This is a genomic window from Streptomyces sp. NPDC086766, assembly GCF_044746005.1.
In the GTDB taxonomy this organism is placed as follows: domain Bacteria; phylum Actinomycetota; class Actinomycetes; order Streptomycetales; family Streptomycetaceae; genus Streptomyces.
Genome location: NZ_JBIVBI010000006.1, coordinates 85,748 through 98,366 on the forward strand (window position 1 = coordinate 85,748; position 12,619 = coordinate 98,366).

The following is a 12,619-nucleotide window of genomic DNA, read 5'->3' on the forward strand; positions in this document are numbered from 1 at the left end:
ATCATCCCCGGGACGGAGCGGTTCGGGTGCGGCCGCCGGCACCGGCGAGCGCGAGGAGCAGTGCCCAGGTGACGAGCAGGCTGAGCACGGAGACGGCGACGGACAGCTGGGCCTGCGAGCCGCCGATGCTGTAGATCCACACGGCGAAGGGCCTGAAGCCCAGCAGCTGGGCCACGGTGAACTCGCCGAGCACCAGCGCGAGGGTCAGGAAGGCGGCGTTGAGCAGGGCGCCGCGCAGGTTGGGCAGCACGGCGCGCAGGAGGGCCTGCGGCCAGCCGGCCCCGCAGCTGCGGGCCGCCTCCACCAGCGTGCGCACGTCGATCGCGCGGAGCCCGGCGTCGAGGGCCCGGTACACGAACGGCAGCGCCATCACGACGTAGGCGAGGACGAGTACGAACGGGAAGTCCGGGTTCTGGACGGCCACGAAGGTCTGGAACAGCGGGGTGCGCGAGAGGTGGTCGGGGCCCCACTTGAGCACGGTGGCGATGCCGGCCACGTAGGCGATCGGGGGCACGACCAGCGGCAGTGAGCACACCACCTCGACGACGGGCCGCAGCCGGGGGGCGCCGAGCCGGAGCGCGACCACGGCGGGCACCATCAGCAGCAGCACCAGGGCGATGGTGGCGGCGGCCAGTTCCAGCGACAGCAGCAGGCTGGAGCCGAAGCCGTCGGTGGAGAGGATCTGGGAGTAGGCGTCGAAGGTGACGCCCCGGCCGGGGACCTCCACGGTGAAGACCACGGACGCGGCCAGCGGGACCAGGAAGTACAGGGCGGCGAGGCCGAGCACGGTCCCTCGCCACGGATTCAGGCGAGCCATCGCGCGCTCCGTCGTTGCAGGGGCAGGTACACGGCCATGACCAGGCCCGCGACCAGGACCATGTCGAGGCTGAGGGCGAGCGCCACGTTCTCCTGGCCGACCAGCACGTTGCCGGAGATGGCGTCGGCGATCTGCAGGGTGACCAGCGGGACCGAGCTGCCGACCATGGCGGCGGCGGTGGCGTACGCGGCGAAGGCGCTGCCGAAGAGGAGGACCAGGCCTCCGAGCAGGGACGGCGCGAGGACCGGCAGGGCGACGTGCCGCCAGTACTGGGCGGCGCCCGCGCCGTTGTTCTGGGCGGCCTCCCGCCACTGGGAGCGCAGGCCCTCCAGGGCGGGGGTGATGGTGAGGACCATCAGCGGGATCAGGAAGTAGAGGTAGACGATCACCAGGCCCCAGAAGCTGTAGAGGTCCCAGCCCTTCCCGGTCAGGCCCAGGTGCCGCGTCAGCACACCCGCGTTGCCGAGGGTGGCGACGAAGGCGAAGGCCAGCGGGACGCCGCCGAAGTTGGCGAGCACCCCGGAGGCGGTGAGCACGGCCTCGCGCAGCGCCCGGGAGCGGGAGGTCACCACGGCCTGCGCGAGCGGCAGGCCGAACGCGGCGCCGAGGGCGGCGGAGATCGCGGACAGCTTGACGCTGCCGAGCAGGGAGGTCAGGTAGGCGCCGTGCAGCGAGGTCGTCAGGTTGGCGGTGCTGTAGGTGGTGGCACCGGTGGCCTGGTCCTCGACGGTGAAGGCGCCGTTCAGCATGGCCAGGGCGGGCAGCCCGAAGGCGATCGCGGTGAAGGCGAGCAGCGGGAGGACGGCGAGGGCGCCCGGGGCGCGGCGCCGCCGCTTCGCCGAAGCGGCGGGCGCCACGTCCACCCGGGTGAGGGCGGTGGTCATCCGGAGACGGCCCTCCCCCAGCCCTGCGCGATGACCGTCTTGGCCTTGCTCTGCTGGGTCTCGGCCGGGAAGGCGGGCGTGCCGGAGACCTTGGGGAGCTTGGCGGCGGCCGCCGCGTCGAGGGTGCCGTCCTTCTGCAGGGCGGCCATCAGGGCCGGGCGCGCGTAGCCCTTGAGCCACAGGTTCTGGCCCTCGGCGCTGTAGAGGTACTCCTGCCACAGGCGGGCGGCCGCCGGGTGCGGGGCGTCCTTGGTGATGGCCTGGGAGTAGTACTGGGCGTACTTGCCGTCGGTGGGGACGGTGACCTTCCAGTCCACGCCCTTGGACTTGAACTCGTCGGCGTAGCCGGCGTTCAGGTAGTCCCAGTCGATGCTGATCGGCGTCTCGCCCTTCTCGACGGTGGCCGGGGTGGACTCGACGGGCGTGTAGTTGCCGTTCTTCTTCAGCTTGGCGAAGAAGTCCAGGCCGGGCCGGATGTCGTCGAAGGAGCCGCCGTTGGCCAGCGCGGCCGCGTAGACGCCGCCGAAGGCCGAGCCGGACTTGGTGGGGTTGCCGTTGAGGGCGACCTGGCCCTTGTACTGCGGCTTCAGCAGGTCCTTGAAGGTGGTGGGGCACTGCTTGACGCGCTTGGCGTCGCAGCCGATGGAGATGTAGCCGCCGTAGTCGTTGTACCAGCGGGCCCGCGGGTCCTTCTGCGCGGCCGGGATGCCGGCGTACCCGGTCACCTTGTACGGCGCGAGCAGGTCCTGCTGGGCGGCGCTGAGCGCGAAGGAGCTGCCGAGGTCCAGCACGTCGGGGGCGCGGTCCTGGCCCTTGCGGGAGGTGACGGCGTTGATCTCGTCCTGGCTGGAGCCGTCCGGGTTCTCCACCTCGACCTTGATGCCGTACTTCTTCTGGAAGCCGTCGATGAGGGCGCCGTAGTTGGCCCAGTCGCGGGGCAGCGCGATGGCGTGCAGCGTGCCCTCCTTCTTGGCCGCCTTCACCAGCGCGTCCATGCCGCCGAACGCGGTGGCGGAGGCGGCGGTGGCGGCGCTCTTGCCGTCGGCGGTGGTCGACGCGTTGTCGGGGGCGGCACCGCAGGCGCTCAGGGCGAGCGCGGCGACGACGGCGAGGGAACCGCCCAGGACGGCGGTTCTCGGCAGGGACACGGTCACGGGACTCTCCTGGGATGCACACGGGGGTTTGAGGCAGTGCGGAGAACTTGTCTGAACAAGTCGACCCCAGTACGCCCGCCCTCGGTGTCCTGTTCGTGAACTGCCGCGAAACCCCCGCTGCCTTCGGCTTGCACACTTCGCACCGCCCCCGGGCACCGGCGGATCTGGTTTAGGCTGCTCACGCTGTGCACAGTCGCCGACTCGGAGGGGGAACATGCCGGCGCGACACGAGGAGATCGCCGACGCCCTGCGGCGGGCGATCGGCCGTGAGGAGTACACCGTCGGGAGCCGGCTGCCGCCGGAGACGGAGCTCGCCGGGCAGTACGGCGTCTCGCGCGGCACGGTCCGCCAGGCGGTGGCGGCCCTCACCGCCGAGGGGCTGATCGGGTCCCGCCAGGGCGCCCGCCGGGTGGTGCTGGCCAGCCGCCGCAGCCAGAGCTTCGCCGAACTGCGCAGCTTCGCCCAGTGGGCCCGGGCCATGGGCCGACGGGCGACGGGCCGGGTGGTGGCACAGGGATACCGCCCCGCCGGCGAGGAGGACGCCGTGCGCCTGCACCTGTCCGAGGGGACACCGGTGCTGCACGTCCTACGGGTGCGCGGCCTGGACGGGGAGCCGGTGCTGCTGGAGCGCACGGTGTACGCGGACTGGATCTCCCCAGCGGTCGAGTCGGTCCCGCCGGACTGCCCGTCCGTCACCGAGCGGCTCTACGAGGACACCGGCCTGGTCGTCGCCTACGGCGAGCACGTCATCGACGCGGTGGCGGCGGGCGCCCGGGACGCCGAACTGCTCGGGGTGCGCCGCACGAGTCCGCTGCTGCGGGTGCGCAGGGTGACGACCACCCGGGAAGGGCGGCCGGTGGAGTGGTCCGACGACCGCTACCGCCCGGACGCCGTCAGCTTCAGCGTGCACAACTCGACGGGGAACAACGCGCTGGCCCGCAGAGGCGCGGAATAGCGCCGGCGGGCGCGCGGCCCCGCCTCGGCCTCCGCGTCTACGTCGGCGCTCCGGACGAGAACCTGCGCAGCAGCGGGGAGAGCACCAGGACGGACTTGGTCCGCTCCACGAACGGTTCCCCCGCGATGCGTTCCAGGACCCGTTCGAAGTGCCGCATGTCGGCGGCGAAGACCTGGGCGACCGCGTCCGCGTCGCCGGTGACGGTGGACGCGGACACCACCTCCTGGTAGCGCTCCAGGCCGCGCTGGATGGTCTCCGGGGAGGTGTTGCGCCGGCAGTAGATCTCGACGTACCCCTCGGTCTTCCAGCCGAGCGCCGCCGGGTCGACCCGGACGGTGAAGCCGGTGATGGCGCCGGTGGCGCGCAGCCGGTCCACGCGCCGTTTCACCGCGGGGGCGGACAGGCCGACCAGCTGCCCGATGTCCGAGTAGGAGCGGCGGGCGTCCTCGGCGAGGGCGTGCACGATGCGTTCGTCGAGATCGTTGAGCACGGGGAGTGGATCACTTCTTCGGTTCGGTCACTTCTCCGCCGTCGTGGGGCCGTCGGCGGTCACGGAACCGCCGGCCGCCGCGGGGCGGGACGGCGGTGGCCGTACACGAAGTAGAACACGAGCCCGGCCGCCCTCCGGCCCTCCGCCCGGCGCTCGGGAGGTCTCCCGGGCACGGGGGCCGGGGGCGGGGCGGTGCCGGTCAGCTCCAGCTGGCGTGCAGGGGCTTGCCCTCGGCGTAGCCGGCCGCGCTCTGGATGCCGACGATGGCCTTCTCGGCGAACTCCTCCAGGGAGGCGGCACCGGCGTAGGTGCAGGAGGAGCGGACGCCCGCGATGATCGAGTCGATCAGGTCCTCCACGCCCGGGCGCGCCGGGTCCAGGAACATGCGGGAGGTGGAGATGCCCTCCTCGAACAGCGCCTTGCGGGCGCGGTCGTAGGCCGACTCCTCCGAGGTGCGGTTGCGCACCGCGCGGGCGGAGGCCATGCCGAACGACTCCTTGTAGAGCCGGCCGTTCGCGTCCTGCTGGAGGTCGCCCGGCGACTCGTAGGTGCCCGCGAACCACGAGCCGACCATGACGTTGGACGCACCGGCGGCGAGGGCCATCGCCACGTCCCGCGGGTGGCGGACACCGCCGTCGGCCCACACGTGCTTGCCGTACTTCCGCGCCTCGGCCGCGCACTCCAGCACGGCGGAGAACTGCGGCCGGCCGACGCCGGTCATCATGCGGGTGGTGCACATGGCACCCGGGCCCACGCCGACCTTGATGATGTCCGCGCCCGCGTCGACCAGGTCCCTGACGCCCTCGGCGGAGACGATGTTGCCCGCGACGATCGGCACCCGCGGGTCGAGGTCGCGGACCACCTTGACGGCGCTGACCATCGACTCCTGGTGGCCGTGCGCCGTGTCGATGACGAGCGTGTCGACGCCCGCGTCCAGCAGCTGCTTCGCCTTGCCCGCGACATCGCCGTTGATGCCGACGGCGGCGGCGATGCGGAGCCTGCCGTCCGCGTCGACGGCCGGCGCGTACAGCGTCGCGCGCAGCGCGCCCTTGCGGGTCAGGATGCCGGCCAGCCTGCCGTCCCGGTCGACGGCCGGGGCGTAGCGCCGGTTGGCCGCGTCGAGGGTGTTGAAGGCCTCGCGCGGGTCGATCCCGGCGTCGAGCAGCAGCAGGTCCCGGGACATGACCACTTCGAGCTGGGTGAAGCGGTCGACGCCGCTGAGGTCGCGGTCGGTGACGACGCCGACCGGCCGGTGGTCCTCGTCGACGACCACACCGGCGTTGTGCGCCCGCTTGGGCAGCAGGGACAGGGCGTCGGCGACGGTCTGGTGCGGCGCCAGCACGATCGGGGTGTCCAGCACGTGGTGGCGGCTCTTCACCCAGGAGATCACCTCGGTGACCACGTCGATCGGGATGTCCTGCGGAATGACCACCAGGCCGCCGCGGCGCGCCACCGTCTCGGCCATGCGGCGGCCGGCGATGGCGGTCATGTTGGCGACGACGAGCGGGATGGTGGTGCCCGTGCCGTCCGGGGAGCTGAGGTCCACGCCCTGACGCGAACCGACCGCGGAGCGGCTCGGCACCATGAAGACGTCGTCGTACGTCAGGTCGTAGGCGGGCCGGATGTCATTGAGGAAACGCACGTGCTGCACATCCCAGTCGATCTCAAGGCGGCCCCCCGACAGGTCAGCCAGGGGGGAAGAGCACGTACTTCATTGTCCCATGGAGTCCGGATCGTCATCCCCGGTCGAAACATCCAGGCTGGTCAGCGGGCCCTTCGGAGGAACGTCCAGGGGCGAGCGCCACACGGAGCGCGGGCGTCGTGCCCATGGCCTGGGAGAACACCTCCCGTGCGGTCTCCCACTCCTGCGGGCGGGCCTTCGCGTACGGCTGCCAGCCCCGTACGGCCACGAGGAGGCCCCGGCCCGCCGCCGCACCGGGCCACACCGAGGGGTCGGAGAGGCTGTCGGCGAGCGCGTCCCAGTTCCGCCCGAACCAGTCCGGCAGCGCGAGGGCGCGGACGCACCGGTCCATCAGCCCCGCCTTGTCCGTGACGCCGTCCAGGTCCAGCACGACCGGGTGCCGGCCCGCCGGGTCTTCCGTCATCTCAGCACCGCCCGGGAGGAGAGGGGACCGACGGGGACGGGCCGCGGCGGCACGCTGCTGCCGCGGCCCGTCCCCCGGACGACGGGTCGCTGGAGGCGTCCGGCGGCCGTCAGACGCCGTCGGGGTCCGCCCGGTTCAGGGCCGGCTTCGGCGTGGGGCCCGCCGTCATCAGGTAGTCCGCGGCCGAGGTGTCCGTGACCAGGCTGGTGACCAGCCCGGACCGCAGCACGGCGTCGATCGCCGCCGCCTTGCGCTGACCGCCCGCGATCGCGACGACCTCCGGGATACGGCGCAACTGGTCGGCCTTTACCGTGATGCACCGCTCCCCCAGGTCGCGGCCGACCCGGCGGCCCTCGGTGTCGAAGAGGTGCGCCGCCATCTCGGCCGCGACGCCGAGGGAGGCGTAGTGGGCGCGCTCCTCCTCGCTGAGCATGTCGTGCACCGTCGAGATGCCCGGCTCCCAGGAGCCGATGGACACGCAGGCGACCGTGACCTTGTCGAAGTACTCGAAGGCCCGCGCGATGCCCGTCTGGTGGCGCAGCGCCGCCGCGGTGGCCGCGTCCGGCAGCAGCATCGGCGCGTAGATGGGGTGGGCGTCGCCGCCGGACACCTGCGCGGCGCGGCGCACGGCCTCCACCGAGCCGCGCTCGGAGGTCCCCGCGTCGTACACGCCCGTCAGCTGCACCACCGTGCACGGCGGCAGCCGGTCGAGGGCCGCGGCCATGTGGATGGTGGACCGACCCCAGGCCAGACCGAGGACGTCCCCCTCGTCGACCAGCTCGCCGAGCAGGTCCGCGGCGACCTCGCCGAGGTTCTCCGGGTCGGGCGTCTCCTCGGCCTCGGCCGGGGACTCCACCACGACGGCGTGCCTGAGGCCGTAGCGGGCGCGGAGCGCGTCGGAGCGCTCGGCGTCCAGCTCGGCCGGGACACGGATCTCGATACGCACGAGATCCCGTTCGAGAGCGGTCTCCAGAACCCGGGCCACCTTGAAGCGGCTGACGCCGAACTCCTCCGCGATCTGGATCTTGGACTTGCCCTCGAGGTAGAAGCGGCGGGCCATGGCCGCCGCCTGCACCAGCTCAGCGGGTCCCATCCGCATGGCTGACCGGCCCGCCGACATACCCGACACGGCGATCTCCTCACTGCTGTTCACACTCTGGATTCGCCGTTCATCCTCGCAGATCCGGCGCACTCGATCAGCCCTGATGGGAGCCGTTCACGTACCTGTGGCTCAGTGGTCGCACGCCCACGACGCCCGGGCGACGGCCTTTTCCGCCTGGGTGCGCAGTGCACGTACCGCGTCCGAGGGGTCCTTGGCCCCGTACACCGCCGAGCCGGCGACGAACACGTCCGCGCCGGCGTCCGCGCACTGTTCGATCGTAGAGGCCGAGACGCCGCCGTCGACCTGGAGCCACAGTTCGAGACCGTGCTTGCTGATCAGCTCACGGGTGCGGCGGATCTTCGGCAGCATGATGTCGAGGAACGCCTGACCGCCGAAGCCCGGCTCCACCGTCATGATCAGCAGCATGTCGAGCTCGGGAAGCAGGTCCTCGTACGGCTCGATGGGCGTGGCGGGCTTGAGCGCCATCGAGGCCCGGGCGCCCTTGGCGCGGATCTCGCGCGCGAGCCGGACGGGGGCGGCGGCCGCCTCGACGTGGAAGGTGACCGAGGAGGCGCCGGCTTCGACGTACTGCGGGGCCCAGCGGTCCGCGTCCTCGATCATCAGGTGGCAGTCCAGCGGGGTGTCCGTCGCCCGGGCCAGGGACTCCACGATCGGCACGCCGAGGGTCAGGTTCGGGACGAAGTGGTTGTCCATGACGTCCACATGGAGCCAGTCGGCACCGTCGACCGCCTTCGCCTCGTCGGCGAGGCGCGCGAAGTCGGCGGACAGGATGCTGGGGTTGATCTGCACGGCCATGACCCAAGACTGCCATGCCCGGGCACGGTTGTTCGCCCCGGTACCCCGCTGAGGCGCGCGGGGGCCGGTCGGCGGCGCACCGGCCGCCTCGAACGCCGGTCGCCGCGTGCGCGTCGGGCCGGAAAAGCGCACCGTCGTGGGACGGCCGTTCTATCGTCGACCGGCAGACGACCCGCGGGGGGACCACGGGAGGTGTTGCGGTGCCGAGGGCCCGGTCAGAGACCAGAGGAAGCAATCTGCCCATCGTCCTCGGGCTCTCCCTGGCCTTCACGGTCACGGTCCTCGACCCGCTGCTGCTCAGCCTGAACCTGGCCGAGGTGAGCCGGGCCCTCCACGTGCCGCAGGACCTGGTCGGGCTGCTGGGCGGCGCGGCGACGCTGGTGGTGGCCTCCGCCGTCCTCGCGGCGGGCGGCGTGGGCGACGCGTTCGGGCTCAAGCGGCTGCTGATGGTGGGGCTGGTGATCGTCACGATCGCCAATCTGCTCTCGACGCTCTCCTCCGGCTACCGCTTCCTGCTGGCGATGCGCTTCCTGGACGGCGTGGGTCTGACCGCGCTGCTGGGTGTCTCCATGGCCCTGCTGAAGGCTTCGGTGCCGTCGGAGAAGCGTCCCGCCGCCCTCGGCGTGTTCATGGCCATCGAGATGTTCGTGGTCGGGCTGACCCCCGCGATCGCGGGCTGGCTGGTGGAGGGCGTCGGCTGGCGGTCGCTATTCCTGATCTCCCCGCTGCTGTGCCTGTGCTCGTTCTGGCTGACCGCCCGCCGCGTCCCCGAGCCGCCCGCCCACGAACGGCGCCCGCTCGACGTGATCGCCGTCCTGCTGGTCGGTGTGGCCCTGCTGTCCCTCGTCGTCGGCATGTCCTCGGCACAGAACGGTTTCGCCCGGCCCGAGACCTGGGTGCCCCTGCTCGTCACCGTGCTCGCCGCCGTGCTCTTCGTGCTCCACGAGCGCCGTGCCCCCGAACCCGCCGTGGATCTGGCGCTGTTCCGGGTCCCCGCGTTCAACCTGGCCCTGGCGGCCGCCCTCACGCTGAACTTCCTGGGCGCCGGATTCAGCTTCTCCCTGGGGCAGTTCGGCGGCGTGGTGCTGGCGCTGCCGCCGGAGACCATCGGTCTGCTGTTCCTGCCCGGCACCGGGCTGATCGCCGGGACCGCGGTCCTCGCCGGGCGCCTGATGGGCAAGCACACGCCGCGACCGGTGATGGTGACCGGCCTGCTGACGCTGCTGGCCAGTGGCCTGGTGATGGCGGGCTCCGCCGGCCCCCAGATGGCGCTGTGGCTGCTTCTGCTGGCCACCTGGCTGTGCAACCTCGGCGTCACGATCACCTCGACCTCGGCGTCCGAGACGGTCCTCTCGCACGCGCCCTCCGGTCACACCGGCACGGTGTCCTCCGTGCAGTCGGCCGCCTCCATGACCGGCAACGCGTTCGGGCCCACCGTCTACCTGTTGCTGCTGAACTTCTTCTTCCAGCGCGAGTGGCTGGCGGACGCCCGTACGCGCGGGCTCTCCGAGTCCCAGGCGGAGCAGGCCGTGAACGCGGTGCGCAGCCAGTTGGCGGTGAGCCCCCCGGGCACCGCCGTGTACGACCCGAACCTGCTCCGGCAGTCGGCCGGGCTGAACCTCGGGCTGGACTTCAGCTACGGGCTGCGGCTCACCATGCTGACCGTCAGCTTCCTGCCGTTCGGGCTGGCGCTGGTCGCCCACTACGTGATGCCGGGCGGCTGGCGGCTGAGGCGGCGGAGGCGGGAGACCGCGCCGGAGTCCGGGGGCTGAGCGCCGGTCAGGCGGTCCGGCGGACGAGGGCCAGGTACATCGCGTCGGTGCCGTGCAGGTGCGGCCACAGCTGGACGTCCGGTCCGTCCCCGAGGGCGGGGACGCCCGGCAGCAGGGGCCGGGCGTCGATCAGTTCGGCGCCGGGGAACTGCTTGAGCACGTCGGTGACCACGGCACGGGTCTCGGCGAGGTGGGGCGAGCAGGTGGCGTAGCCGACGACTCCGCCGACGCGCACGGACTCCAGGGCGGTGCGCAGCAGCCCGCGCTGGAGCGGGGCGAAGCCGTCCAGGTCCTCCGGACGGCGCCGCCACCGCGCCTCGGGCCGCCGGCGCAGCGCGCCGAGCCCGGTGCACGGCACGTCCACGAGCACCCGGTCGAAACTGCCGGGCCGCCAGGCCGGCCGGGTCCCGTCCGCGGCGATCACCTGGTACGGCCCGGGGTTGCCGGCGAGCGCCTTGGCCACCAGCCCGGCCCGGTGGGGCTGCTTCTCCGAGGCGAGCAGCGTCGCGCCGCGCTCGGCGGCGAGCGCGGCCAGCAGGGCCGCCTTGCCGCCTGGCCCGGCGCAGCCGTCGAGCCACTTCTCGTCCGGTCCCTCCAGCGGGGCGTCGGCCAGGGCGAGGGCGACCAGCTGGCTGCCCTCGTCCTGTACTCCCGCGCGGCCCTCCCGGACGGCGTCCACGGCCCCCGGCTCGCCGCCCTCGGTGAGGCGCACGGCGTACGGGGACCAGCGTCCCGGAACCGCGGCGTCCTCGCGCAGCAGTTCGTCGGCGGTGGCGCGGCCCGGCCGGGCGACCAGGGTGACCTCGGGCCGCTCGTTGTCGGCCTCCAGCAGGTCCTCGATCCCGGCGCGCGGACCGCCCAGCGAGTCCCACAGGGCGGAGACGACCCAGCGGGGGTGGGAGTGCACGACGGCGAGGTGGTCCTCGGGGTCCTCGTCGTAGGGCGGCGCGACCTCCTCCAGCCACGCGTCGAGGTCCTGCCGGGCGACCTTGCGCAGCACCGCGTTGACGAACTTGGCGCGTCCGTCGCCGAGCACGACCCGGGCCAGCTCGACGGTGGCGGACACGGCCGCGTGCGAGGGGATCCGCGTCCCGAGGAGCTGGTGGGCGCCCAGGCTGAGCACGTCGAGCACCGGCGGGTCGACCTCGCGCAGCGGCCGGTCGACGCAGGACGCGAGGATCGCGTCGTACGTCCCCTGCCGGCGCAGCGTGCCGTACACCAGCTCGGTCGCGAGCGCCGCGTCCCGGCCGTCGAAGTCGCCCTTCTCCCGCGCCTTGCGCAGCAGCGGCGGCAGGACGAGGTTGGCGTACGCGTCCCGCTCGTCCACGGCGCGCAGCGCCTCGAAGGCGAGGACGCGGACGGGGTCCTTCTGGGGACGGCGGTACGGCTTGGCGGGCTTGCGGGGCCGACGGGTGTCGCTCACGAAAAAGGTGCTCCGGAAGTCTGGGTGCGCTGTGCACCTACCCTACGTCCCGCTCCGCGCGCCCCGCGCCGGGCGTCACCCCCCGAGGGTCTCGCCGTCCGCGATGCGCACCCCGCGCGCCCAGTCCGCGGCCCGCATCGGCTTCTTGCCCTGGGCCTGCACCCACAGCAGTTCGACCGCGTAGGAGCCGGTGCCCGCGTACACGTTGTTCTTGCCGACGGACAGGACGCCGGGGGCGAGGTCCGTCCGCTCGGGGACGGGGACGACGTGCATCAGCTTGAGCCGCTCGCCGCGGAACGTGGTCCAGGCGCCGGGGGCCGGGGTGCAGCCGCGCACCACGCGGTCGACGCGCAGGGCCGGGGTCGTCCACTCGACCCGGGCGTCCTCGACCGTGATCTTCGGCGCGAGGGTGACGCCCTCGGCCGGCTGCGGTACGGCCTTCAGCGTGCCGTCCTCGATGCCGTCCATGGTCGCGGCGAGCAGCCCGGCGCCCGCGAAGGCGAGCCGGGTGAGCAGGTCGCCGCTGGTGTCGGTGGGGCGGACCTCCTCGGTGATGGTGCCGTAGACCGGTCCGGAGTCGAGGCCCTCCTCGATGAGGAAGGTCGAGGCACCGGTGATCTCGTCCCCGGCCATGACGGCGTGCTGCACGGGCGCGGCGCCGCGCCAGGCGGGCAGCAGCGAGAAGTGCAGGTTGACCCAGCCGTGCGCCGGGATGTCGAGGGCGGCCCGGGGCAGCAGGGCGCCGTAGGCGACGACGGGGCAGCAGTCCGGGGCGATCTCCGCGAGCCGCGCCAGGAAGTCGGGGTCGCGCGGCTTGACGGGCTTGAGCACCTCGATGCCGGCCTCCTCCGCCCGCTCGGCGACGGGGCTCGCGACCAGCCTGCGCCCGCGGCCGGCCGGCGCGTCGGGCCGCGTGACGACGGCGGCCACCTCGTGCCGCCCGGAGGCGATCAGGGCGTCCAGAGCGGGAACGGCGACCTCGGGGGTACCGGCGAAGACGAGCTTCATGGGCGGAGTTGGGCCTCTCGGGCGGGGTGGACGGCGGGCAGCGCACCAGTCTATGGCCATGGCCGCGGCGCCGCCGACGGACGACGGCCGTCG

The 12,619-nt window shown here is 73.1% G+C and carries 12 protein-coding genes; 2 read left to right on the top strand and 10 right to left on the bottom strand.

Features of this window, described 5'->3' with window-relative positions; genetic code table 11:
* Position 1: 1 nt before the first annotated feature.
* Genes ACIPM1_RS13345 through ACIPM1_RS13355 form a run of 3 tightly spaced genes read right to left on the bottom strand, consistent with a single transcriptional unit; the run spans position 2 to position 2,855 of the window.
* Positions 2–817 (bottom strand): ABC transporter permease subunit, encoded by an 816-nt coding sequence (locus tag ACIPM1_RS13345; RefSeq protein WP_356185143.1) that lies wholly within the window; start codon positions 815–817, stop codon positions 2–4.
* A complete protein-coding gene (locus ACIPM1_RS13350; RefSeq protein WP_402433167.1) occupies positions 805–1,701 on the bottom strand; it encodes an ABC transporter permease in 897 nt (298 codons plus the stop codon). The genes ACIPM1_RS13345 and ACIPM1_RS13350 overlap by 13 nt, the downstream gene beginning before the upstream one ends.
* A complete protein-coding gene (locus ACIPM1_RS13355; protein ID WP_402433170.1) occupies positions 1,698–2,855 on the bottom strand; it encodes an ABC transporter substrate-binding protein in 1,158 nt (385 codons plus the stop codon). The genes ACIPM1_RS13350 and ACIPM1_RS13355 overlap by 4 nt, the downstream gene beginning before the upstream one ends.
* Positions 2,856–3,069: 214 nt before the next feature.
* On the opposite strand from ACIPM1_RS13355, the gene ACIPM1_RS13360 reads away from it, so the two are divergent.
* Positions 3,070–3,810, top strand: coding sequence for a GntR family transcriptional regulator (locus ACIPM1_RS13360; protein ID WP_402433173.1), 741 nt, complete (start codon positions 3,070–3,072; stop codon positions 3,808–3,810).
* Between the two features lie 37 nt (positions 3,811–3,847).
* Here the strand turns inward: ACIPM1_RS13360 and ACIPM1_RS13365 are convergent, their stop codons facing one another.
* From ACIPM1_RS13365 to rpe, 5 genes are all read right to left on the bottom strand, one after another.
* Positions 3,848–4,300 (bottom strand): Lrp/AsnC family transcriptional regulator, encoded by a 453-nt coding sequence (locus ACIPM1_RS13365; protein WP_402433176.1) that lies wholly within the window; start codon positions 4,298–4,300, stop codon positions 3,848–3,850.
* A 199-nt stretch (positions 4,301–4,499) separates the two neighbouring features.
* Complete coding sequence (locus ACIPM1_RS13370) at positions 4,500–5,942, bottom strand: GuaB1 family IMP dehydrogenase-related protein (RefSeq protein WP_402433180.1); 1,443 nt, start codon at positions 5,940–5,942, stop codon at positions 4,500–4,502.
* Positions 5,943–6,036: 94 nt separating this feature from the next.
* Entirely contained in the window at positions 6,037–6,405 is a 369-nt protein-coding gene (locus ACIPM1_RS13375; RefSeq protein WP_402433183.1) for a barstar family protein, read from the bottom strand.
* A gap of 109 nt (positions 6,406–6,514) precedes the next feature.
* Positions 6,515–7,558 (bottom strand): sugar-binding domain-containing protein, encoded by a 1,044-nt coding sequence (locus ACIPM1_RS13380; RefSeq protein ID WP_356185161.1) that lies wholly within the window; start codon positions 7,556–7,558, stop codon positions 6,515–6,517.
* A 78-nt stretch (positions 7,559–7,636) separates the two neighbouring features.
* Positions 7,637–8,323, bottom strand: a complete 687-nt coding sequence (gene rpe / locus ACIPM1_RS13385; protein WP_402433187.1) for a ribulose-phosphate 3-epimerase — start codon at positions 8,321–8,323, stop codon at positions 7,637–7,639.
* 200 nt (positions 8,324–8,523) lie between these two features.
* On the opposite strand from rpe, the gene ACIPM1_RS13390 reads away from it, so the two are divergent.
* Positions 8,524–10,095, top strand: coding sequence for an MFS transporter (locus ACIPM1_RS13390; protein ID WP_402433190.1), 1,572 nt, complete (start codon positions 8,524–8,526; stop codon positions 10,093–10,095).
* Between the two features lie 7 nt (positions 10,096–10,102).
* Here ACIPM1_RS13390 and ACIPM1_RS13395 read toward each other — a convergent pair whose 3' ends face one another.
* Both ACIPM1_RS13395 and fmt read right to left on the bottom strand, forming a co-directional pair.
* On the bottom strand, positions 10,103–11,518 hold the full coding sequence (locus tag ACIPM1_RS13395; protein WP_402433193.1) for an RsmB/NOP family class I SAM-dependent RNA methyltransferase: 1,416 nt from the start codon (positions 11,516–11,518) through the stop codon (positions 10,103–10,105).
* A 75-nt stretch (positions 11,519–11,593) separates the two neighbouring features.
* Positions 11,594–12,526 (bottom strand): methionyl-tRNA formyltransferase, encoded by a 933-nt coding sequence (gene fmt, locus ACIPM1_RS13400; protein WP_402433196.1) that lies wholly within the window; start codon positions 12,524–12,526, stop codon positions 11,594–11,596.
* Positions 12,527–12,619: the final 93 nt, after the last annotated feature.

Excerpts from the sequence above, each read along its gene's own strand:
- ACIPM1_RS13345 (WP_356185143.1), bottom strand. The coding sequence starts at position 817 with ATGGCTCGCCTGAATCCGTGGCGAGGGACCGTGCTCGGCCTCGCCGCC.
- ACIPM1_RS13350 (WP_402433167.1), bottom strand. The coding sequence starts at position 1,701 with ATGACCACCGCCCTCACCCGGGTGGACGTGGCGCCCGCCGCTTCGGCG.
- ACIPM1_RS13360 (WP_402433173.1), top strand. The coding sequence starts at position 3,070 with ATGCCGGCGCGACACGAGGAGATCGCCGACGCCCTGCGGCGGGCGATC.
- ACIPM1_RS13375 (WP_402433183.1), bottom strand. The coding sequence starts at position 6,405 with ATGACGGAAGACCCGGCGGGCCGGCACCCGGTCGTGCTGGACCTGGAC.
- rpe (WP_402433187.1), bottom strand. The coding sequence starts at position 8,323 with ATGGCCGTGCAGATCAACCCCAGCATCCTGTCCGCCGACTTCGCGCGC.
- fmt (WP_402433196.1), bottom strand. The coding sequence starts at position 12,526 with ATGAAGCTCGTCTTCGCCGGTACCCCCGAGGTCGCCGTTCCCGCTCTG.